The organism is Micromonospora sp. NPDC005087, from assembly GCF_042872965.1.
Taxonomy (GTDB): domain Bacteria; phylum Actinomycetota; class Actinomycetes; order Mycobacteriales; family Micromonosporaceae; genus Micromonospora.
The window spans coordinates 224787-246262 of sequence record NZ_JBIALB010000001.1; the positions used below are offsets into that span (position 1 = coordinate 224787).

18 protein-coding genes and 4 pseudogenes are annotated in these 21476 nt (G+C 72.0%); 14 read left to right on the forward strand and 8 right to left on the reverse strand.

Annotated elements, in window-relative coordinates; genetic code table 11:
* Positions 1–14: 14 nt before the first annotated feature.
* The 3 genes from ACFYPS_RS00990 to ACFYPS_RS01000 are packed head-to-tail and all read right to left on the reverse strand — an operon-like array spanning position 15 to position 3324.
* A complete protein-coding gene (locus tag ACFYPS_RS00990) occupies positions 15–1037 on the reverse strand; it encodes a D-alanine--D-alanine ligase family protein (protein ID WP_387322163.1) in 1023 nt (340 codons plus the stop codon).
* Positions 1034–2176 carry an alanine racemase gene (gene alr / locus ACFYPS_RS00995; RefSeq protein ID WP_387322165.1) on the reverse strand — a complete coding sequence of 381 codons (1143 nt, stop codon included), beginning with the start codon at positions 2174–2176 and terminating at the stop codon, positions 1034–1036. Before alr ends, ACFYPS_RS00990 begins: the two co-directional genes overlap by 4 nt.
* A complete protein-coding gene (locus ACFYPS_RS01000) occupies positions 2173–3324 on the reverse strand; it encodes an acyltransferase family protein (protein WP_387322167.1) in 1152 nt (383 codons plus the stop codon). The genes alr and ACFYPS_RS01000 overlap by 4 nt, the downstream gene beginning before the upstream one ends.
* A 187-nt stretch (positions 3325–3511) precedes the next feature.
* Here ACFYPS_RS01000 and ACFYPS_RS01005 point away from each other — a divergent pair, with 187 nt between their 5' ends.
* The gene (locus tag ACFYPS_RS01005) at positions 3512–4387 is read left to right on the forward strand and encodes an LLM class F420-dependent oxidoreductase (protein WP_354962507.1); all 876 of its coding nucleotides are present in this window, start codon (positions 3512–3514) and stop codon (positions 4385–4387) included.
* Between the two features lie 119 nt (positions 4388–4506).
* Here the strand turns inward: ACFYPS_RS01005 and ACFYPS_RS01010 are convergent.
* Together ACFYPS_RS01010 and ACFYPS_RS01015 are read right to left on the reverse strand one after the other, a co-directional pair.
* A pseudogene (locus tag ACFYPS_RS01010) lies at positions 4507–5643 on the reverse strand (catalase); the annotation flags it as partial.
* A gap of 186 nt (positions 5644–5829) precedes the next feature.
* Positions 5830–6108, reverse strand: a complete 279-nt coding sequence (locus ACFYPS_RS01015; RefSeq protein WP_387322841.1) for a hypothetical protein — start codon at positions 6106–6108, stop codon at positions 5830–5832.
* Here ACFYPS_RS01015 and ACFYPS_RS01020 point away from each other — a divergent pair.
* From ACFYPS_RS01020 to ACFYPS_RS01080, 13 genes and pseudogenes are all read left to right on the forward strand, one after another.
* Positions 6053–6761 (forward strand): annotated as a pseudogene (locus tag ACFYPS_RS01020) (alpha/beta hydrolase family protein). The gene ACFYPS_RS01015 and the pseudogene ACFYPS_RS01020 sit on opposite strands and share 56 nt — an antisense overlap.
* 139 nt (positions 6762–6900) lie before the next feature.
* Positions 6901–7686 (forward strand): ATP-binding cassette domain-containing protein, encoded by a 786-nt coding sequence (locus ACFYPS_RS01025; RefSeq protein WP_354962506.1) that lies wholly within the window; start codon positions 6901–6903, stop codon positions 7684–7686.
* Between the two features lie 71 nt (positions 7687–7757).
* A complete protein-coding gene (locus ACFYPS_RS01030; protein WP_387322798.1) occupies positions 7758–8465 on the forward strand; it encodes an ABC transporter ATP-binding protein in 708 nt (235 codons plus the stop codon).
* Positions 8466–8495: 30 nt separating this feature from the next.
* Complete coding sequence (locus ACFYPS_RS01035; protein ID WP_354962505.1) at positions 8496–9374, forward strand: branched-chain amino acid ABC transporter permease; 879 nt, start codon at positions 8496–8498, stop codon at positions 9372–9374.
* A complete protein-coding gene (locus ACFYPS_RS01040; RefSeq protein ID WP_387322170.1) occupies positions 9371–10483 on the forward strand; it encodes a branched-chain amino acid ABC transporter permease in 1113 nt (370 codons plus the stop codon). The genes ACFYPS_RS01035 and ACFYPS_RS01040 overlap by 4 nt, the downstream gene beginning before the upstream one ends.
* Positions 10484–10567: 84 nt before the next feature.
* Positions 10568–11854, forward strand: a complete 1287-nt coding sequence (locus tag ACFYPS_RS01045) for an ABC transporter substrate-binding protein (RefSeq protein WP_387322172.1) — start codon at positions 10568–10570, stop codon at positions 11852–11854.
* A gap of 199 nt (positions 11855–12053) precedes the next feature.
* Positions 12054–12821 (forward strand): SDR family oxidoreductase, encoded by a 768-nt coding sequence (locus ACFYPS_RS01050; RefSeq protein WP_387322174.1) that lies wholly within the window; start codon positions 12054–12056, stop codon positions 12819–12821.
* An 85-nt stretch (positions 12822–12906) separates the two neighbouring features.
* Positions 12907–13518: a TetR/AcrR family transcriptional regulator gene (locus tag ACFYPS_RS01055; RefSeq protein ID WP_387322800.1), complete on the forward strand. Its 612-nt coding sequence runs from the start codon at positions 12907–12909 to the stop codon at positions 13516–13518.
* Positions 13519–13582: 64 nt separating this feature from the next.
* Positions 13583–13837, forward strand: a pseudogene (locus ACFYPS_RS01060) (AAA family ATPase); the annotation flags it as partial.
* A gap of 10 nt (positions 13838–13847) precedes the next feature.
* On the forward strand, positions 13848–14021 hold the full coding sequence (locus ACFYPS_RS01065; RefSeq protein WP_354962500.1) for a Beta-galactosidase C-terminal domain: 174 nt from the start codon (positions 13848–13850) through the stop codon (positions 14019–14021).
* Positions 14018–16102, forward strand: a complete 2085-nt coding sequence (locus tag ACFYPS_RS01070) for an alpha-glucuronidase (protein WP_387322176.1) — start codon at positions 14018–14020, stop codon at positions 16100–16102. Before ACFYPS_RS01065 ends, ACFYPS_RS01070 begins: the two co-directional genes overlap by 4 nt.
* A gap of 245 nt (positions 16103–16347) precedes the next feature.
* Positions 16348–17656 (forward strand): annotated as a pseudogene (locus ACFYPS_RS01075) (PHB depolymerase family esterase).
* Positions 17657–17694: 38 nt separating this feature from the next.
* Positions 17695–19080, forward strand: coding sequence for an endo-1,4-beta-xylanase (locus ACFYPS_RS01080; protein WP_387322178.1), 1386 nt, complete (start codon positions 17695–17697; stop codon positions 19078–19080).
* 55 nt (positions 19081–19135) lie between these two features.
* Here the strand turns inward: ACFYPS_RS01080 and ACFYPS_RS01085 are convergent, their stop codons facing one another.
* Genes ACFYPS_RS01085 through ACFYPS_RS01095 form a run of 3 tightly spaced genes read right to left on the reverse strand, consistent with a single transcriptional unit; the run spans position 19136 to position 21431 of the window.
* Positions 19136–20572: a hypothetical protein gene (locus ACFYPS_RS01085; protein WP_387322180.1), complete on the reverse strand. Its 1437-nt coding sequence runs from the start codon at positions 20570–20572 to the stop codon at positions 19136–19138.
* Positions 20573–20589: 17 nt separating this feature from the next.
* Positions 20590–21156 carry a hypothetical protein gene (locus ACFYPS_RS01090; RefSeq protein WP_387322182.1) on the reverse strand — a complete coding sequence of 189 codons (567 nt, stop codon included), beginning with the start codon at positions 21154–21156 and terminating at the stop codon, positions 20590–20592.
* Positions 21157–21170: 14 nt separating this feature from the next.
* Entirely contained in the window at positions 21171–21431 is a 261-nt protein-coding gene (locus ACFYPS_RS01095) for a hypothetical protein (protein WP_387322184.1), read from the reverse strand.
* Positions 21432–21476: the final 45 nt, after the last annotated feature.

The following is a 21476-nucleotide window of genomic DNA, read 5'->3' on the forward strand; positions in this document are numbered from 1 at the left end:
GGGGCGACGGCCGCTCAGACCAGGTCCACCGCCCGTGCCGGCCGGGGCAACCCACTGGACCGGATCCGAGCCTGGTTGGCCAGCGCGCCGGAGATCAGGATGTCGAGCAGGGTGGCGAACCCGATCCCGGCCTGCTGCCAGATCTGGGGGAACTGCGAGGCGGTGGTGAATCCGGGAAAGGTGTTCACCTCGTTCACGATCGGCTCGGCGAACCCCTGCGTGGGCAGGAAGAAGTCGACGCGGAGCAGCCCGCGGCAGTCGAGGGCGTGGAAGGCGCGAATCGCGCGGTCCTGGAGCACCTGGGTGGTGGCCGGGTCGAGCGCGGCGGGGATCTGGAAGACCGCCCCGCCGTCGTACTTCGCGTCGTAGTCGAAGAAGCCGGCACCGGTCACCCGTATCTCCAGGGGCGGACCGGCCTGCACCCGGCCGTCGGGATGCTGCAGGACGGCCACGTCGATCTCCCGTCCGCGCGCCCCCTGCTCGACGAGCACCTTCGGGTCGACCTCCCGCGCCTGCCGCAGCGCGGCGGGAAGTCCGGCCCAGTCGGTCACCCTGACCACGCCCAGGCTGGAGCCGGCCCGGGCGGGCTTGACGAACACCGGCAGGCCCAGCCTCCGCTGCTCGGCCGGGGACAGCTCCTCGCCGGGACGCAGGGTCACCCCGGGGCTGACCCGCAGGCCCTCCGCGGCGAGCAGTCTCTTGGTGACGCCCTTGTCCATGCCGGCCGCGCTGGCGAAGACACCGTTGCCGACGTACGGCACCCCGAGCCATTCCAGCAGCGACGCGACGGTGCCGTCCTCGCCGTACGGGCCGTGCAGGGCTGGGAACACCACGTCCTGGGCGCGCAACACGCGCAGCGCCAGGGGGAGTGGCACCGGACGGCCGTCGACGTGCCACCCGCCGTCCCGACCGATGAGCACCTCGGTGACCCGGTACCTCTCCCGGTCCAGGCCGGCGAGGATGCTCTCCGCCGAGCGGCGGGACACCTCGTGCTCGCCGCTCTGCCCGCCGTAGAGCACTGCCAGTCGGATCGTCATGACGTTGCCGCCCTTTCGTGGAGGTGGTCGCGGGCCACCCGGGCCCCGACACCGGTCAGGATCTCGTGCGGGTTCGTGCCTGCCCACCGCGCCCACTCGGCGACCGTCGGTGGGGCGTGGTCGCCCCGGTCGGGGCCGAACACCACGACCGGGTCCCCGATGGCCACGGGAAGGTCGCCTGCGTCGATGACGCACTGGTCCATCGCGATGCGACCGACGATCGGGCGACGCCGGCCGCCCAGCCACACCTCGGCGCGACCCTCGGCGGCCCGGGTCAGGCCGTCCGCGTAGCCGAGCGGCAGCAGAGCCAGGGTGGTCGGCGCGCCGGTCACGTACTCGGGCCCGTAGGAGACCGCGGTGCCGGCCGGTACCCGCTTCACGTTGACCACGGTCGTGCGCAGCGTCATGGCGGCGCGTAGTCCGACCTGGCCCGGCCCGGTCCCGCCGAACGGATCCACGCCGTACAGCGCGAGCCCGATCCGGCAGAGGTCGAAGCGGGTCCGGGGCGCCGCCAGCGCGGCGGCCGAGTTCGCCAGGTGCACCAGGTCCGGGTCGAGGCCGGCGGACCGGGCGACCCGTAGCGCCTCATCGAAGACCGCCACCTGCCGGGCGAGCCCGGGGCTGCCCGGTACGTCGGCGTCGGTCAGGTGTGACCACACGCCGCGCACCCGAACCCCGCCCTCCACCTCGTACTTGCGGGCCCAGCCGACCAGCTCGGGCCAGTCGTCGCCCGCGGCGCCGTTGCGGGACAGCCCGGTGTCCGCCTTGAGCTGCACCGTCGCCGGCACGCCGAGTCGGTGGGCGGCGTCGGCGACAGCGTGCAGGTGGATCGTGGTCGACACGCCGACGTCGACGCCGGCGGCGATCAACCGGTCGAAGTCGTCGTCGGGGCGGTGCAGCCAGCTCAGCGTGGGCGCGGTGATGCCCGCCGACCGCAGCGCCAGCGCCTCGGACGCCGAGGTCACACCCAGCCAGCTCGCGCCGGCACGCAGCGCGGCCCGCGCGACCGGCACCGCCCCATGGCCGAACCCGTCCGCCTTCACCACGGCCATCAGCTCGGTGCCGGTGACCGACGCGATCATCCGTACGTTGCTGGCGATCGCGTCGAGGTCGACCACCGCCTCGCCGAGGGCGCTCATCCGGCCGCCTCCACCCGCCGGACGCCGGGAAGGGCGAACAGCCAGCGTGCGTGCAGCGCCAGGAGCCCCCGGTGGACGGCCAGGCTCACGCCGATCACGAGCCCGGTCAGCAGGACCGGGTACCCGAGCACGAGCAGTCCCTGACCGACCTGGTCCAGCCCGGAGATCGGCCCGAGCAGCAGCCGGTGCAGCAGCGCCAGCACCGGCATGTGGATGACGTAGATGGGCAGGGTGATGCGGCCGAGGGTGGCGAGCCGGTTGCTGACGGCCGGCCAGCGGCCCAGCCGGGCGGCGGCGGTGACGCCGAAGGCGACCGCCACGACGGAGACCACCGGCCACACGCCGAACCACTGCTGCGCGCCGACCGCCGCCATCGCGGCGAGCACGAGGACGTACGCGCCCGAGGTCACCGCGAGTCGGCGCCCGGTGGCGGTGGCCGCCCACCGTTCGATCTGCGGTCGCAGGTACAGGCCGGCGAGAAAGAAGACCAGGTTCTGGTACAGGCCGGCGCGGTTGCCCGGCGTGTCGAGCAGCCCGGCGGCGGCGACGGCGGACAGCACCGCGGCGGGCGCCAGAACCAGCACGCGGGAGACCCGGCGAACAGCCTTGGCGAGCGTGAAGTAGAGCGCCAGGGCGTACAGGTACCAGAGGTTGGAGGGCGTGATGGTGAGCTGTTCCAGCAGACCGAGGGCGGACGTGGCCCGGTCGGTCGGGAAGTCCGGGGCCGCGGCGAGGACCGCGGTGTGGATCAGCAGCCAGACGGCGTACAGGTAGAGGAACCGCGCGATCCGGCCGCGGGCGACGACCCGCCAGGGCCGCTGGACGGCGTTCGCCGCGAAGACGCCGGAGATGGTGAAGAACAGCGGCATCCGCAGCGGCAGGAACTGCTCACCCAGCGCCCCCCACAGGCCCGGCACCGGTACGCCGATGTGCCAGTCGATCTGCAGGTAGTCCTTGACGACGACGTGCCACAGGACGACCAGGATGATGCAGACGCCCTTCGCGGCGTCGGCCCACTCCGCTCGGCGTGGCCGTCCCGCTGCGGGGCCGGACAGCGTCCGGTGCCTCCGGTGACGGAACCGGACGTGCGTCACGTCGGGCTCGTGCTCGGGGGGCCGGGCGTCGGTGGATGTCGGCTGTCGGATCACCCGACCGAAGGTGTCAGCCGGATATCCCGGAGTGATCCGCGAACTGTCATGAACCGGTAATGGAACCCGCCGCTGGCGTCCGTCGCGATCCGCTGCCCGCGGGGGCGGACTCGCCGCCGTTGTCGATCAACAGGCCCGTCGCTGGCGTCCAGGACCACTAGGCTTGGTTCCGGAGGTGTCGCGAGGCATGAAACTCGGACTGCACTACTGGAGTTACTCGACCCCGGCCGAGGCGGGGGCGATCGCACCGACCCTGACCGAGGCGGCGACCACCGCCGAGCAGGCCGGCGTCGCGTCCTTCACGGTCATGGACCACTTCTTCCAGATGGAGGCCGTGGCCCCGGCCGAGGAGCCGATGCTGGAGGCGTACACCACGCTGGGCTTCGTCGCGGCCAAGACCCAGCGGATGACGCTGGGCGTGCTGGTCACCGGCGTGATGTACCGGTACCCGGGGCTGCTCGCCAAGACCGTGACGACGCTCGACGTGCTCTCCGGCGGCCGGGCCCGGCTGGGCATCGGCGCGTCCTGGTACGAGCGGGAGCAGCGCGGGTTGGGCGTGCCCGTGGTGCCGGTGGCCGAGCGGTTCGAGCGGCTGGAGGAGACGCTGCGCATCGTCCAGCAGATGTGGAGTGACGACAACGGGCCGTTCGCGGGGCGGCACTACCAGCTCGCCGAGACGATCAACTCGCCGCAGCCGTTGAGCCGTCCGCACCCGCCCATCATGATCGGCGGCGGCGGCGAGAAGAAGACCCTGCTCCTGGTCGCCCGGTACGCCGACGCCTGCAACCTGTTCGGCACGGCCGCCGGCGCCGACGACGTGGCGCGGAAGCTGGACGTGCTGCGGGGGCACTGCGCCGCGGAGGGCCGCGACTACGACACCATCGAGAAGACGGTCGTCGCCCACCGGCCGCCCCTGGCCGACGTCGACGCGTTCCTCGCCGAGGTGTCCTCGTACGCCGCGCTCGGCGTCAGCGAGGTGCAGGTCACGCCAGATCGCCACCCGGTGGAGTTCGCCCAACGGCTCGGCGACGAGGTGCTGCCCCGGCTGGCCGACATCGGCTGACGCCGTTGCGCTGGCACGGGCACTGTGAACAGAAGCCCCGACAACGCCGGGTGAACCGTGCTGCCGAGAGCTGACCTCCTGGAGAACCGGAGGACAGCCCTCGGCAGTGCTTTGTCGTGTCAGGCGACCGAGGCGGGGAACCGTTCCCACACCCGGTGCGCAGCCATCAACCGCTGCACCGCGGTCAGGGCCTCGACTCCGGAGCCGGCCGAGACGACGCCGGGAGTGCCGGTCACGCCCGCCTGCTCCAACACGCTGACGCCGCCGTCCCAGGCGCCGACCGCCTTGGCGTGCCGCCAGCACTCCTGAACGAGGAGCAGCACGCGGGGGTCCACGGAGGCTCGGTCCGTCGTACCCGCCCTCTCGTCGCGGGCGGGAAGCGCATCCGGGGCGGGCACCGGTGCGCCGGCCAGCAGGAGCGCGTCGAACTCGACAGATCGACCTGTGGCGAAGGTGCGCTGGACGGGCAGGTGACCCACCGTGCCACCGTGCGGGGCGACGAGGAGCGGCACCATCCCGGCCGCGAAGACGGCTTCGCATACCTGGTCGACACCGTCGAGGTCGGTGTCGGGGTCGACGACGATTCCGATCGTGCGGCCGTCGGCCGGCCACTCCCCGCCGACCTGCGACAGCGCGGGGCTCGGGGCGACGTCGGCGAGCGGCACGGTCGGCGCCGGCGCGGGCAGGCCCAGACCGGTGGCGACCTGCGCGCACAGCACCGGATCGATGTTGGCGAGGCACCGGAGCTGACGTTCCTTGATCGCCTGGTGGTAGCACTTGCCGAGCTCGAAGGTGTAGGCGCGGATGATGTGCTCCTTCTCCACCGGCGACATGCTCAGCCAGAACAGGCGTGCCTGGCTGAAGTGGTCGTCGAACGAGACGGGGTTCGCGCGGACCTTCGGTGCCTCCGCGACCCGCACCGGCACGTCGAGGAACGCGTGGTCCTCGTCGCCCGCGGGGAAGGGGTTGCCGCCGTCGAGTGAGTTCGGCCGGTACGGCGCGACCCCCGCGTGGACGGCGTGCTGGTGGAAGCCGTCGCGCAACATGTCGTTGACCGCGGCGTGCGGACGATTGATCGGGACCTGGGGGAAGTTGGGCCCGCCCAGCCGGGTGAGCTGCGTGTCGACGTACGAGAACAGCCGGCCCTGCAGCAGCGGGTCGTTCGTGACGTCGATGCCCGGCGGGAGGTGGCCGAGGTGGAAGGCGACCTGCTCGGTCTCCGCGAAGAAGATCGTCGGCGTCCGGTTAAGCCCCAGGTCAGGTGGTCAAAACGCCGCGAATGTCCGCACCCCGGTCACCCGGGTGCGGATGCCGACGGTGAGCACGGCGTCGCGGTGGTCGCGCCGGGCTCGCTGGCGGGCCCACCGCCGGGACTGGTGATTTCACCGATGCGGGGACCGGGTGGTGACGCCAAAACTGACGCACGTCGATATCCCTCGACTCTAGGGAGTGCCCGACGTGTCGTCACCAACCACCACCCGTCCCCGTTCCATGGCCGTCCGAGCCGTTCGGCTCGCGCTGGCCGCCGCCCTGGTCGCCGGCGGCGTCCTGGCCGGACCCTCCGGCGCCGTGCAGGCGGCGGAGAACCCGTACGAGCGGGGCCCGGCCCCGACCACCGCGATCCTGGAGGCCAGCCGCGGTCCGTTCGCCACGTCCTCGCAGAACGTGTCCTCGCAGAACGTGTCCTCGCTGAGCATGACCGGCTTCGGCGGCGGCGTCATCTACTATCCGACCAGCACCAGCGAGGGCACCTTCGGCGCCATCGCGATCTCGCCGGGCTTCACCGCCGCGTGGTCCAGCATCAGCTGGCTCGGGCCACGGCTCGCCTCGCACGGCTTCGTGGTGATCGGCATCGAGACCAACACCCGGCTGGACCAGCCGGACAGCCGCGGCCGGCAACTGCTCGCCGCGTTGGACTACCTGGTCGAGCGCAGCTCGGTGCGTACCCGGATCGACAGCAGTCGACTCGCGGTGGCCGGCCACTCGATGGGCGGCGGCGGGAGCCTGGAGGCGGCGTCGGCACGGCCGTCGCTGCAGGCCGCGGTGCCGCTCGCCGTGGAACACCGACAAGAGCTGGTCCGAGCTCCGGGTGCCCACGCTGATCATCGGCGGCGAGAGCGACACCGTCGCGCCGGTCTCGTCGCACTCGGAGCCCTTCTACAACAGCATCCCGGCGTCCGCCGAGAAGGCGTACCTGGAGCTGAACGGGGCGAGCCACTTCTTCCCGCAGACGGTGAACACCCCGACCGCACGGCAGATGGTCGCCTGGCTGAAGCGGTTCGTCGACAACGACACCCGCTACGAGCAGTTCCTCTGCCCCGGCCCGAGCGGCTCGCAGATCCAGGAGTACCGCAACACCTGCCCCAGTTCCTGATCGCGATCCCGGGGCGGTCGCCGGTGGCGGCCGCCCCGTCCGCGTGCCGGCGACAGGGGGCATTGAAGGTCTTGACGCGGTACCCGAGAAACGTACACTGCGAGTGTAAATAACACCCGCCACAACAGAGGGATGGGTGATGGATCGCGGTCTCGAACTGCACCACATCGGCGTACGTTTCGGCGGCCTCACCGCCCTCGACGACGTCTCGCTGCGGGTGGCACCCAACCAGGTGGTGGGCGTCATCGGGCCCAACGGCGCCGGCAAGACCACGCTGTTCAACGTGATCTGCGGCTTCGTCGCGCCGGAGACGGGATCGCTCACCCTCGACGGCCGACCGCTGCGGCCACGGCCGCACCGGCTGACCCGGCTCGGCATCGCCCGGACCCTGCAGGGAACCGGCCTCTTCGCCGGGCTCACCGTGCTGGAGAACGTGATGACCGGCGCCTCGCACACCGCGCGGGCCGGTTTCGTCCCGGCGCTGCTCGGCCTGCCCAGCAGCGACCGCGACGAGCGGCGGCTGCGCCAGCACGCCCTGGACATCCTGGACGGCCTGGGCATCGCCGGGCACGCCGACGCCGCGCCGACCACGCTGCCCTTCGCCGTACGCCAGCGGGTCGCCCTGGCCCGCGCGCTCGCCGCCCGACCCCGGCTGCTTCTGCTCGACGAACCCGCCGGTGGCCTCGGGCCCGACGACATCACCGAGCTGGCGGAGCTGGTCCGGCAGCTGCCCCGGCGGGACGCCGACCCCTGCGCGGTGCTGCTGGTCGAGCACCACATGGACCTGGTGATGGCCGTCTGCGACGAGATCGTGGTGCTGGACTTCGGCCGGGTGATCGCCGCCGGCACACCCGACGAGATCCGCGACGACCCGGCGGTCACCGACGCCTATCTCGGAGCCGCCGTCGACGAGGTCACCACGTGAGCGCGAGGAGTGAGCCGGGTTTGCGAGCCCCGCAGTCGCGAACGAAAGACGGTGCGGGGAGTGCCTCCGACCTGCTCGTGGTGCGCGGGTTGGTGGCCGGCTACGGTGCCGCGCCCGTGCTGCAGGCGGTCGATCTCACCGTTCCGGCCGGCACGATCGCCGCGGTCGTCGGGGCGAACGGCGCCGGCAAGACCACCCTGCTGCGCGCGCTCTCCGGCATGATCCGTCCGACATCCGGGCAGGTCGTCCTCGCCGGGGAGGACCTGCGCGGCACGCCCGTGGAGCAGCTCGCCCGGCGCGGCATGGCGCACGTGCCGGAGGGGCGGGGCGTGATCAGCGAACTCACCGTCGACGAGAACCTGCGGCTCGGCGGGCTGTGGCGCCGCGACCGGGCCGACGCCGGCCGCGCTCTCGACGAGGTCTATCAGCTCTTCGAGCCGCTGGCCCGGCGCCGTCGGCACCTCGGCCACCAGCTCTCCGGTGGGGAACGGCAGATGCTCGCGCTCGGTCGGGCGCTGGTCGGCCGGCCCCGCCTGCTGCTGCTCGACGAGCCGTCGCTCGGCCTGGCGCCTCGGGTGGTCGCCCGGACGATGGCTCTGCTGCGTCAACTGCGCGACCAGACCGGCCTGACCGTGCTGCTGGTCGAGCAGAACGTGCGCAGCGCGCTCGCCGTCGCCGACCAGGGCGTGGTGATGTCCCTCGGCCGGGTGGTGACCGCCGCCCCGGCCGCCACGCTCCGCGACGACACCGACCTACGGCACGCGTACCTCGGTTTCTGACCATCACCTCGTCCCCAGGAGGGAGGACTGTTGGACCGCTTCGTCTTCCTCACCGTCGACGGCCTGTCCCGGGGCGCGGTGTACGCCGCGTTCGCGCTGGCCCTGGTGCTCATCTGGCGGGCGGCGCGGGTCGTCAACTTCGCCCAGGGGGCGATGGCCGTCGCCGCCGCGTACGTCGCCTACACCGTGTCCGCGCATACCGGGTCGTACTGGCTGGGTTTCGTGGTCGCGATAGTCGCCGGGCTGCTGCTCGGCGCGCTGGTCGACCGCGCCGTGATGCGCTTCGTCGACCACACGTCACCGCTCAACCCGGTGATCGTCGCGCTCGGGCTGGTGCTGCTGATCCAGGCCGTCCTGGGCATGGTGTACGGCAGTGAGTTCCGGCCGGCCGAGGCGCCGTTCAGCCGGTCCGCTCTCAGCCTGGGCGGGGTCGCCGTGCTCTCGCCGTACGACCTGTTCGTCTTCGCGACGATCGGGGTGGTGGTCTGCGCGCTGGCCTGGATGTTCGCCCGGACCCCGGTCGGGCTGCGGATGCGCGCGGCGGCCTTCGCTCCCGAGGTTTCCCGCCTGCTCGGGGTCAACGTCGGCGGCATGCTGACCCTCGGCTGGGCGCTCGCCTCCGGGGTGGGCGCGCTGGCCGCGATGCTGGTCATCCCCACCGAGCTCGGGCTGCACCCGCACGCGATGGACCTGGTCTTCGTCTCGGCGTTCACCGCGGCGGTGGTCGGCGGTCTGGACAGTCCACCAGGGGCGGTCGTCGGCGGCCTCGTGGTGGGGCTGCTGCTCTCCTATGTCAGCGGCTATGCCGGCAGCGACCTCACCCCGCTGGCGGTGCTGGTCCTGCTGCTGGCGGTGCTGCTGGTCCGGCCCGGTGGGCTGTTCGCCCCGGTCGCGGCGAGGCGGGTGTGAGCGCCACCCGGGCGGCCCTGCCGCGCAAGCGGGCGCTGGCCGACGCCGGTGAGCGTCCGGTCGACCGGCGACGCGGCTCCACCCTGCTGCGCCACCTCGCCTTCACGCTCGCCGGCGGGTTGCTGCTGGTCGGGGTCAGCTACGCCGTCGAGCCGTTCCGCAACTTTCAGCTCGCCACCGTGGCGGCCTACCTCTGCGCCACCGCCGGGCTGACCCTCCTCACCGGGCTCAACGGCCAGCTCTCGCTCGGGCACGGCGCGTTGATGGCGACCGGCGCGTACACCGTGGCCTTCTGCCAGAACGCGTTCGCCGATCGGGGGATGACGGGTGGTTGGCTGCTGCCGCTCTCGCTCGGTGCGGCGATCCTCAGCACGGTCGTTGTCGGCGCGGTGGTCGGCGTCGCCGCGGCCCGGCTGCGCGGCCCCTACCTGGCCGGGGTCACCCTCGCCGTGGCCGTCGTCGTCCCGGCGCTCGCCGTCACCTTCGACGGCGTCTTCAACGGTGAGCAGGGGCTGTCGGTGCCGGTGGAGCCGCCGCCGGTGTCGCTCGGCCCCTTCTTCCCCTATGAGCGGTGGCAGCTCTGGCTGGCCGGCGCGGCCACCTTGCTGGCCCTGTTGCTGCTGGCCAATCTCATCCGGAGTCGTTTCGGGCGCACCTTCCGGGCGGTCCGCGACGACGAGGTGGCCGCCCGTCTCGCCGGCATCCACGTGGCCCGCACCCAGGTCCTCGCGTTCGTGGTCAGCGCCGCCACCGCCGGCCTCGGCGGCGCCCTGCTGGCGGTGCTCGCGCAGAGCGTCTCGCCCGGCGCGTTCTCGCTGACCCTGTCGCTCTTCCTGCTGATGGCCGTGGTGATCGGCGGTCTGGGCAGTCTCACCGGTGCAATGTGGGGCGCCGTCCTGCTCGTCGCCCTGCCCGATCTCACCCACTCCGTGACCGAGCTGTTCACACTCTCGCCCGCGGTGGCGCAGCGGCTGGAGGGCAACCTCCCGCTGGCGATCTTCGGAGTGACCCTGATCGTCGTCATGATCGCCGCACCCGGCGGCGTGCAGGGTCTGCTGTCGCGTCTCGGCCGGGCACTGCTGGCCCGGTGGCCGGCCCGGCCTTCCTGAGCTGTCCCTGTCCGGCCTCGGCCGGGCGCCCCACCACCACCGAAGTTCGATTGAGAACCGGACCGAGAAAGGTCGGTGTTTCCCATGCACCGTACGGCACGACGCGGTCTTGCGATCGCCAGCACCATCGCCTTGCTGATCACCACCGTCGGTTGCAGCGGCGACGACGGTTCCGGTCCCGGCGGGGGATCGGTGCCGGGCGTCACCGACACCGAGATCGTCGTTGGCACCCACATGCCGCTCACCGGACCGGCCTCGGCCGGGTACTCGAAGATCGCCCCGGCCACGAAGGCGTACTTCGACTACGTCAACGCCAACGGCGGCGTGCACGGTCGGAAGATCACCTACAAGATCATGGACGACGGCTACAACCCGGCGAACACGCAGCAGGTGGTTCGTCAGCTCGTCCTGCAGGACAAGGTCTTCGCCATCCTCAACGGCCTCGGCACGCCGACGCACACCGGCGTGCTCGACTTCCTCAAGAGCAACCGGGTGCCCGATCTCTTCGTCGCCTCCGGCAGCCGCAGCTGGGACCAGCCGGACAAGTATCCCGGCACGTTCGGCTTCAACCCGGACTACACGGTCGAGGGCAAGATCCTCGCCAACTACGCCAAGGCGAACCTGGCCGGCCAGAAACTCTGCTTCCTCGGCCAGGACGACGACTTCGGCCGCGACAGCCTGGCCGGCGTGGAGAAGGTGCTCGGCGCCGGGGGCGTGGCGGTGAAGCAGACCTACGTCACCAGCAACACCAACGTGGCGCCGCAGATCGGCGCGTTCAAGGCGGCCGGATGCCGGGTCGTCGTGCTTGCCACCGTGCCCGGCTTCACCGCGCTCTCCATCGGCACCGCCGCGCGGCTGGGCTTCAAGACGCAGTGGCTGGTCTCCAACGTCGGCGCCGATCAGCCGACCCTGGCCAAGCAGCTCGGAGCCGCCGCGCCGCTGCTGGAGGGCGTGGTCGGCACCAACTACCTGCCGATGCAGAACGACACCGCGAACCCGTGGATCCAGCTCTACACGAGGATCAACAAGTCGCACAACGGGGACGCGCCGTTCGACGGCAACATCGTTTACGGCATGTCGGTCGGCTATCTCTTCGTGCAGGCGCTGCTGGCCGCGGGCAAGGACCTCACCCGGGAGAAGGTGCTCGAGGCCGTGCAGAAGGGCGGGTTCCAAGGCCCCGGGCTGGTGCCGCTGCGCTTCTCGGCGACCGACCACTCCGGTTACGGCGGGCAGCGGCTGAGCCGGGTGAGCGGGGGAGTGCAGAGCTACTTCGGGCCGGCGTACGAGACGGACGAGGCGGACGGGCCGGTCAAGGAGTACACCGCCACCCCGGTGGCGCCGCCGGCGAACGGGGTGCCGACCGTCTCCTGACGACCCGTACGCCCGGCAGTCGACCGGGTGTGGTCGCGCGGCACACCGCCGTGACCACGCCCGGTCGTCCGGCTGCCCGGACGTCGTGACCGCATCTGATCGCCGCCGGCCGGCGGTTGGCGAGTGCGGGCTGCCCGAGAGTCGACGCTGCTTCCCCCGACGTTGACCGACACCGATCGCTGCTCATAGTATCTGCACCGTGAATGCAGATTCAGGTCGGCTCGTGGGTCAGGTCGCCATCGTCACCGGTGCGAGTCGAGGGATCGGCCTGGCCATCGCCCAACGGCTGGTGGCCGAGGGCGCGCGCGTGAGTCTGACCGCCCGACGGCCGGAGGCGCTGGCCGACGCGGTCGCCACCCTCGGCGGGCCGGCGTACGCCGTGGCCGTGCCCGGTCGGGCCGACGACGCCGCGCACCGGGCCGCCGCGGTGGGAGAGGTCACCGCGGCGTTCGGGCCGGTGGACCTCCTGGTCAACAACACCGGCATCAACCCGGTGCACGGCCCGCTGCTGGGGCTGGACCTGGCGGCCGCGCGCAAGATCCTCGACGTCAACCTGGTCGGCGCGCTCGGCTGGGTGCAGGAGGTGTGCGCCGCCGGCATGACCGACCGGGGTGGCTGCGTGGTCAACGTCTCGTCGATCGCCGGCCTCGGTCCGTCGCCCGGCATCGCCTTCTACGGGGTGAGCAAGGCGGCGCTCAACCACCTCACCGCGAGCCTCGCCGCGGAGCTGGGGCCGACCGTCCGGGTCAACGCCGTCGCCCCCGGGGTGGTGAAGACCCGTTTCGCCGCCGCGCTGTACGAGGGCCGCGAGGACGAGGTCGCCGCGCGGTACCCGCTCGGGCGGCTCGGCCTGCCGCAGGACGTGTCCGGCGCGGTCGCCTTCCTGGCCTCCGCCGACGCCGCCTGGATCACCGGGCAGACCATCGTGTGCGACGGCGGGGTCACGCTGACCGGCCGCGCCGGATGACGGCGGCCCGGGTGCCGATGATCACCGCCTGTCTAGACTCGGCGGTGCGTCGGGGGACGTCATGGCGGTGAAGGGGCGGGGGCGGATGGGCGGGGTCGAGGTCGCGGGCCGGGTCGACGGGCGGACCGCCCGGGCCGAGCGCACCCGTGTGGCCATTGTCGAGGCGCACCTGGCGCTCATCTCCGAGGGGGACTTCCGGCCGACCGGGGAGCGCATCGCCGAGCGGGCCGGCATCTCGCTGCGGACCCTCTGGACCAACTTCAAGGACATGGAGACGCTCTTCGAGGCGAGCGGCGCGGAGGTGCTCCGCCAGCAGGACGCGGCCTACCGGCCGGTCTCAGCCGGGCTGCCGCTGGCGAAGCGGGTCGACGCGTACTGCCGGCAACGGGCCCGACTGCTCCAGCTCATCGCGCCTTCGGCGCGGGCCGCGCAGATGCGCGAGCCGGTCTCCGACCAGTTGCACCGCAACCGCCTCAAGCACATCGACCGGGTCCGGGACGAGGTCGAGCAGCTCTTCGCCGCCGAGCTGGCGCAGGCCGGGCGGGGCCGGGAGCAGCTGCTGAACGCGCTGGTGGCGGCGAGCATGTGGCCGGCCTGGTCGATGCTGCGCGACGGCCTGGGGTTGGGCGTGGACCAGGCCCGTGGGGTGATGGCCCGCACCGTGGGCGCGCTGCTGGCCGAGGTGACGGCCGGCTGACGCCGGCCCCGGACGATACCGCCCGCCTCTTTCCATCCGGTTACCAATAGGTGACACTGAATGCATGGTTACTGCATTAAGAGTGCAAATAACCGTGCTGCGCGGCCGGGACGACGAGTGCCGGGCTGTCCGGAACCTGCTCGACGGCGTGACCGACGGCGGTGGCGCCCTGCTGCTGCGCGGCGAGCCGGGGTCGGGCCGCACCGCGCTGGTCGACTACGCCCACCGGTCCGCCGAGCACTGCACCGTGCTGGCTGCGACCGGCCTGGCCGAGGAGGCCGCGCTGCCGTACGCCGGCCTGCAACGCCTGCTCGATCCGGTGCTCGGCCGTGCCACCGCCCTGCCCGACGCGGCTGCTGTTCCTGCTCAACCACCGCACCGAGCCGGTCGAGGTCACCGCCCGGGCCGGCGGCGTCGACCTGCTCACCGGTGACCGGGCGGAGACCGGGCAGCCGCTGCGGCTGCCGGCGTACGGGGTCGTGGTGCTGCGGGAGGACCGGTGAGCGCCGACGAAGCGCGGGTGCACGCCGCCTGGCTCCCGCCGGAGGCGTTCCGGGCGCTCGGCTCGCGCCGCGTGCTGGTGCAAGGCGACGGGATGCTCGTCGACACCGTGCTCGACGAGGTCGCCCGCGCCTGCGCCCGGTACGGCGGGCGGATGTGGCATTCCCCGTCCTGGGACGTGGACGTCGATCTGGTGCTCGCGCTCCGCGGCGCCGACGAGTTGCCGAGCGCGGCGGTGGAGGCGGCGCGGGCAGCGGGGGAGGCGGCGCTGGCGAAGGCGGGCAACGACGCGGTGCTCGGTGCCGAGGGGTTCGTGCTGGCCCGGGCGGGCGACGTGACCGCCGTGCTGGCCGACGCGCCCGCCGGCCTGCTGTACGGGCTGTTCCACCTGGTCCGGCTCGGCGCGGCGGCGTTCGACACCACCCGCCAGGCGGAACGGCACCGGCCCGCACTGCGCCGGCGGATGCTGAACCACTGGGACAACGTGGCCGTGCACCCGGTGATGGGCCAGGTGGAGCGGGGGTACGCCGGCGGCTCGATCTTCTGGCGGGTCGGACGGTCGCGCGGCGACCTGGCCCGGGTCCGGGAGTACGCGCGGCTGCTGGCCGCCTGCGGCATCAACGCGATCTCGGTGAACAACGTCAACGTGGGCCGGACCGAGGCGCGGCTGCTCACCGACCGGCTCGGCGAGGTGGCTGAGATCGCGGACGTGCTGCGCCCGTACGGCATCCGGGTGCACCTGTCGGTCACCTTCGCCGCGCCGGTGGTCCTGGGCGGCCTGCCGAACGCCGACCCGAGGGACGAGGCGGTACGGGCCTGGTGGGCCGTGACGACCCGGCAGGTGTACGAGCGCATCCCGGACTTCGGCGGCTACGTGGTGAAGGCCGACTCCGAGGGGCAACCCGGCCAGTTCACCTACGGTCGCGACCACGCCGACGGGGCGAACCTGCTCGCCGAGGCCCTCGCCCCGCACGGGGGAGTGGTGCACTGGCGGGCGTTCGTCTACAACCATCACCATGATTGGCGGGACCGGTCCACCGACCGGGCGCGTGCCGCGTACGACCACTTCGTCCCGCTCGACGGGCGGTTCGCTGCCAACGTGGTCCTGCAGGTGAAGTTCGGTCCGGTGGACTTCCAGGCACGCGAGCCGGTCTCCCCGGTGCTCGCCGCGATGCCGGCCACCCGGCTGGCGGTGGAGTTGCAGGTCACCCAGGAGTACACCGGCCAGCAGCGCCACGTCTGCCACCTCGGCCCGTGGTGGAGCGAGGTGTTGCGGTTCGCGCCGTGGGGTCCGGGCGGGCGGACAGTCGCCGACGTGGCCGCGGGGGAGGCGGGCGAGGGTGGTGGCCTGGTCGCGGTCGCCAACGTCGGCGACGACCTCTTCTGGACCGGGCACCCGCTGGCGCAGGCGAACCTGTACACCGTCGGCCGGCTCGCCTGGGATCCCCGGCTGGATCCCCGGGCGGTCCTCGACGAGTGGATCGCGCTGACCTTCCCGCCGTCGGCGATGGCCGACCCGGAGCTGGTTGGGCGGACGCTGCACGAGGTCATGGACGACTCCTGGCGCACCTATGAGCGGTACACCGCCCCGCTGGGCGTCGGCTTCATGGTTCATCCCGGTGACCACTACGGCCCCGACGTGGACGGGTACGAGTACACCCGGTGGGGCACGTACCACTTCGCGGATCGCGATGGCGTGGGTGTGGACCGCAGCCGCGCGTCGGGCACCGGCTTCGCCGGTCAGTACCCGCCGTACTGGGACCAGGTGTTCGAGTCGCCCGAGCGGTGCCCGGACGAGCTGCTGCTCTTCTTCCACCACGTCCCGTACGGGCACGTCCTGCACAACGGTTCCACGGTCATCCAGCACATCTACGACACCCACTTCGCGGGCGTCGAGGAGGTGGCGGCGATGCGGGGGCGGTGGCGGACGTTGAAGGGGTTGATCGACCCCGCCGTGTACGAGCGGGTGGAGCAGCGCCTCGACGAGCAGGTGCGCAGCGCCACCGAGTGGCGGGATCAGATCAACACCTACTTCTTCCGCAAGTCCGGCGTGCCGGACGCGCGCGGGCGTCGCATCCACTGACCCGGCGGCTTCCGGAAGCATCCCGATAACACCTCGCCGGGCAGGTCCGTCGATGGTTCGGTCGGTGCCCGTCGATGCACAGGTCACAGCCGGCCCCGGCCACCGAAAGGCTTCCGGAAGTCTTGACAATCGAGTTCTCTCGATTGAAGCTGACAAGGTCACGCGAGCCGCGGTCAGGGTCGGGCGAAGGGCAGTCCTCGACTTACTCCCCTTCCATGCGCCATTCTGCTGAGGAATCGCGAACGATGACACTGAAAACAAGAACGCTCGGCGTCGTCACGGCCGTGGTCACACTGGCCGCCGCCGCGTTGACGTTCGCCGCGCCGGCGTCGGCGGCGACGCTTACCCAGGTGACCGGCTTCGGCACCAACCCCACCAATCTCCGGATGCACCTGTACGTCCCGGACCGGGTGGCCACCCGGCCGGCGGTCCTGCTCGCCCTGCGCTACTGCACCGGATCGGGTCCGGCGTACCACTCCGGCACCCAGTACGCGTCCCTCGCCGACCGGTACGGGTTCATCGTGATCTACCCGTCGGTGACCCGCAGCAGCCTGTGCTGGGACGTGTCCTCCCCGCAGGCACTGCGCCGGGGCGGCGGCAGCGACCCCGTCGGGCTCATGTCGATGGTCGACTACGTACGGCAGCGGTTCGCCGCCGACCCGGCGCGGATCTTCGCCACCGGCACCTCGTCCGAGGCTATGATGACGAACGTCCTGCTGGGCGACTACCCGGACGTGTTCGCGGCCGGCGCGTCCTTCGCCGGGGTGCCGTTCGGCTGCTTCGCCACCGGGGGCGGCTCGGAGTGGAACAGCGAGTGCGCGAACGGACAGCTCATCAGAACCCCGCAGCAGTGGGGTGATCTGGTCCGCGAGGCCTATCCCGGTTACACGGGTCGTCGCCCACGCATGCAGATCTGGCACGGCACCAACGACGAGACGCTGCGCTACCCGAACTTCGGCGAGCAGGTCAAACAGTGGACCAACGTGCACGGGCTGAGCCAGACCCCGACGTACACCGACTCGCCGCAGTCCGGCTACACCCGCACCCGCTACGGGAGCAGTGGCGGAACGGCCCCGGTCGAGGCGATCATCATGCAGGGCGTCTCGCACAACCTGCCGGTCGACGCGGCGCAGGTGATCCGCTTCTTCGGGCTGGACACCGGCACCCCGCCCACCACCCCGCCACCGACGACCCCGCCGCCGACGACCCCGCCCCCGACCACTCCGCCGCCGACCGGCGGTGGTTGCCGGATCGGGTACGCGGTCAACGCCTGGAACACCGGCCTCACCGCCAGCGTGACCATCACCAACACCGGTGCGACGGCGGTGAACGGATGGGCCCTGACGTTCGCGCTGCACCGGCCAGCGCATCACCAACGGCTGGAACGCGCAGTACTCCATGACGAGCGGTGCGGTGACCGCCCGCAACGTCTCCTACAACGCCGCCATCGCCCCGAACGCGTCGGTCGACATCGGCTTTCAGGCCACCCACGAGGGCGGCACCGGTAAGCCCTCGTCCTTCGCTCTGAACGGCATCGCCTGCTCGGTGGCCTGACCCCTCGGGACACCACCACCATCGATTGGAGTTGCACGATGAGAAACGCGCAATGGAAGGCGGTATCGAGAGCCGCCCTCGCGCTGACCGGGGTGAGCGCCCTCGCCGCCGGCGTGGCGATGGTCCTGGCTGCTCCCGCCGCCGCCGGCACCACGCTCGGTGCGTCCGCCGCCGAGCAGGGTCGGTATTTCGGCGCCGCGGTGGCCGCCAACAAGCTGAACGACAGCGCCTACACGACGATCCTGAACCGCGAGTTCAACTCGGTGACGCCCGAGAACGAGATGAAGATCGACGCCACCGAGCCGCAGCAGGGCCAGTTCAGCTACGGCGCGGCGGACCAGATCGTCAACCACGCGCGCACCCGCGGGATGCAGGTGCGTGGTCACGCCCTGGCCTGGCACTCGCAGCAGCCCGGCTGGATGCAGAACATGAGCGGCACCGCGCTGCGCCAGGCGATGCTCAACCACGTCACGCAGGTGGCGACGCACTTCCGGGGACAGGTCGTCGCGTGGGACGTGGTGAACGAGGCGTTCGCCGACGGTGGCTCCGGCGCCCGGCGGGACTCCAACCTCCAGCGGACCGGCAACGACTGGATCGAGGCGGCCTTCCGGGCCGCCCGGGCGGCCGACCCCGGCGCGAAGCTCTGCTACAACGACTACAACACCGACGACTGGTCACACGCCAAGACCCAGGCCGTGTACACGATGGTGCGCGACTTCAAGCAGCGTGGCGTACCCATCGACTGCGTCGGTCTCCAGTCGCACTTCAACAGCGGCTCGCCGTACCCCGGCAACTACCGCACCACGCTGTCCAGCTTCGCGGCGCTCGGCGTCGATGTGCAGATCACCGAGCTGGACATCGAGGGGGCGTCGGCGGCCACGTACCGCAGCGTCGTGCAGGACTGCCTCGCCGTGACCCGCTGTAACGGCATCACCTTCTGGGGCATCCGGGACAGCGACTCGTGGCGGGCCTCGCAGACCCCGCTGCTGTTCACCAGCGGCGGCGCCAAGAAGCCGGCGTACGACGCGGTACTCGCCGCGCTGAACAACGGGACGACCCCACCGCCGACCACCCCGCCGCCGACCACTCCGCCGCCGACGACTCCGCCCCCGACGACTCCGCCCCCGGGACCCGGTGGCTGCACCGCGACGGTGGCGGTGAACCAGTGGACGGGTGGCTTCGTGGCGACGGTGCGGGTGACGGCCGGATCAGCGGCGATCAGCTCCTGGGCGGTGACGATCACGTTGCCGTCGGGCGCGACGGTCACCAACGCCTGGAACGCCAACCGCAGCGCTGACGCCGGAACGACGCGCTGGACGAATGTGGCTTACAACGGCCGGGTCAGCGCCGGGCAGTCCACCGAGTTCGGATTCCAGGCCAACGGCACCGCCGGCGGCCTGACCCCGGCCTGCGCCGCGGGCTGACGCACACCGGCCGGTGTGGAGGATGGCCCCGAATCCTCCACACCGGCCAGGGCGGTCAGGTTCGGCAGATCTTCACGTTCGGCTGGACGTCCAGCTTGTTGAACACGTTGTCCACCCGACCGATACCCGCCTTCTCCTCGATCGAGCCGGCGTTGAACAGCCTCAGGAAGGTGTTGACCGCCTTCACCAGGCCGGCTGGGATGCTGTAGCCGACGCCGTACTCCAGGAACACGCCGAGCTGGGTGCTGCGGCACAGCTCGATCGGCGCGCCCAGGGCGGAGCCGACGGTCAACCCCACCGAGGCGGTGACCGTCGCGTACAGCCCGGCGGTGAACCCGAAGACGCCCAGGCCGGCGCGGAAAAAGGCCTGGTAGTGGACGATGATCCCGCTGACGCCGACTGATGGCCCGTAGATCGAGTCGGTGATGCTGTTGCGGACGGTGAGGTTCCACGGCTTCGTGACGCCGAAGGCGCCGTCGGCGTAGCCGAACCCGACTGAGCCGCCGAGCGACCACTCGCCGGCCGCCTTGATGTTGCCGTCCTTGGAACTGAACGCCGTCTGCACCCCGATGAGCTGGTTGGCGGTGATGGCGAACGGAACGCCGAGGATCTGACCGACCGGCACGCTGAAGTCCAGGGGGATCGGAATGCGCTTGTTGACGTTGTGCCCGGCGTCGGTGGCGCCTGCGATCTCGATCCGCAGCCCGGACATGCCGTCGATCCGCAGTTCCGCCCGACGGACCGTGCCACCCCGGATCTCCAGGTGGAACCGGGCCGACGGGCTCTTCATCAGCAGGGTGACCGTACCGGTGATGCGGATCCCGCCGCCGTTGTAGCTGAAATGTGCGCCGACCCCGTTCGCGCAGCAGATCGGGGTGACCGGAAACCCGGCGATCCCTCGTGCATCGGCCGCGGTCGCCGGTGCCACGGCGAAGGGCACGCCGACGACCGGCGTCATCGATCCGCCGCCGCCGCTGCCGGCTCCGGCCTCGGCGTCGTACTCGGCCCAGAACGGCGTGCCGGCGTCGTAGCGGATCGGATTCTCCAGGGAGACCGGACCGTCGGTGGCGAAGGTGCCGTCGCGGATCACCTGGGTGATGTCCACCGGCCCCAGGGTCACCGCCAGATCGTTCCCGTCGCGGCGGACGTCGAGCACCCGCCCGACCGACCGCCCGGTGAGGAACATGATCTTCCCCCGGGCGAGCCGGTCGGCGCCGCTGGCGTCGGGGTCGATGCGCCAGGTGAGTGCGTCGTCGGAGAGCCCGCGCACCGACCCGCCCCCGCCGCCAACGAACACCACGTCGGGCTGGTAGGTCACGTGTCGATCCGGCGCGGGCGCCGCCCCGTACCGCTGGTCTGCGCCACTGCCCCCGGCCGGTGGAACCGGTGACGTCGGGCCCGCCCCACCCCGGTCGCAGGCCGCGAGAAGCAACAGCGTCACCGCGACCAGCGCTGTCATGGCCCGGCGACCCCGGGACCCGGCTGCCAGCATGTCGCCTCCTCGCGAGCTCAGAGCCGGCCGGCGGCCGTACGGGCCACGGCTGTCAGGGCGGTGCGGTACTTCGCCGGGTCGTCGGTGCGGACCAGCCGGATGGAGACCCACACCCCGCCCTTGCTGAAGAAGACCGTGCCGTCCTCGGCGTACGCCTCGTCGCCCGCGCCGCTGACCGGGGTCAGTTCGTGCCCGAGTTCGCGCTCGATGTCGAGGAACTTCTTCGCGCCGGGGCCGACGAACACCTCGACCTGGGCGGTCGGGCCGCTGACCGGACCGGTGTAGGTGCAGGTGTCCCGGTCTGGCGCCGGCTTCTCCAGTGGGTCGTCCAACGGGGTGCCGGCCAGCTTCTCGGCGTCCTTCTTGGACACGAGGGCGCAGGCGTCGACGGTGGACGCGGCGGGCGACTCCTCGTCCGGCGTGGCGGCCGGCGGGTCGCCGTCGACCGTGGTGGCGATGCTCGGCTCGGCACCGGCCACCGGGCCGGCTGGGTCCGCGCCGCCGGCGTCGTCGGGGCCGCAGGCGACCAGCGGCAGGAGCAGCAGTGAACACCACAGGGGTGCGATCAGACGGCGCACAGTCATGCTTCCTTCGCCACTCAGGGGAGTTCCGGGTTGGTGAGGCCCGGTGGAAAGAGCCACTGGGCCGGGATCAGCCGGTCGATCCGCCAGGCGGCGGCCGCGGCGGCCGCGGCCACCACCTCCGCGTCGGGCCCCTCGACCAGCGCGATCACGACGTCGTCGGTCGGCAACCGGATGGCCGCGACCAGCCGGCAGTCCGGGGTGCCGAACACCGGCACCGTCCCGCCCGCGCTGGGGGAGCAGTCGTACTGCTCGAGTGCGAACAGGTAGCCGGCCATGAACCCGAGGCTAGGTCGCCGCGGGCGGCGAGGAATCGGGCGTTT

What these genes read in the sequence shown, in the direction of transcription:
- ACFYPS_RS00990 (WP_387322163.1), bottom strand. Translation starts at nt 1,037, where the DNA reads ATGACGATCCGACTGGCAGTGCTCTACGGCGGGCAGAGCGGCGAGCAC.
- alr (WP_387322165.1), bottom strand. Translation starts at nt 2,176, where the DNA reads ATGAGCGCCCTCGGCGAGGCGGTGGTCGACCTCGACGCGATCGCCAGC.
- ACFYPS_RS01005 (WP_354962507.1), top strand. Translation starts at nt 3,512, where the DNA reads ATGAAACTCGGACTGCACTACTGGAGTTACTCGACCCCGGCCGAGGCG.
- ACFYPS_RS01015 (WP_387322841.1), bottom strand. Translation starts at nt 6,108, where the DNA reads ATGACGCCGCCGCCGAAGCCGGTCATGCTCAGCGAGGACACGTTCTGC.
- ACFYPS_RS01025 (WP_354962506.1), top strand. Translation starts at nt 6,901, where the DNA reads ATGGATCGCGGTCTCGAACTGCACCACATCGGCGTACGTTTCGGCGGC.
- ACFYPS_RS01045 (WP_387322172.1), top strand. Translation starts at nt 10,568, where the DNA reads ATGCACCGTACGGCACGACGCGGTCTTGCGATCGCCAGCACCATCGCC.
- ACFYPS_RS01055 (WP_387322800.1), top strand. Translation starts at nt 12,907, where the DNA reads ATGGGCGGGGTCGAGGTCGCGGGCCGGGTCGACGGGCGGACCGCCCGG.
- ACFYPS_RS01080 (WP_387322178.1), top strand. Translation starts at nt 17,695, where the DNA reads ATGAGAAACGCGCAATGGAAGGCGGTATCGAGAGCCGCCCTCGCGCTG.
- ACFYPS_RS01085 (WP_387322180.1), bottom strand. Translation starts at nt 20,572, where the DNA reads ATGCTGGCAGCCGGGTCCCGGGGTCGCCGGGCCATGACAGCGCTGGTC.
- ACFYPS_RS01090 (WP_387322182.1), bottom strand. Translation starts at nt 21,156, where the DNA reads ATGACTGTGCGCCGTCTGATCGCACCCCTGTGGTGTTCACTGCTGCTC.
- ACFYPS_RS01095 (WP_387322184.1), bottom strand. Translation starts at nt 21,431, where the DNA reads ATGGCCGGCTACCTGTTCGCACTCGAGCAGTACGACTGCTCCCCCAGC.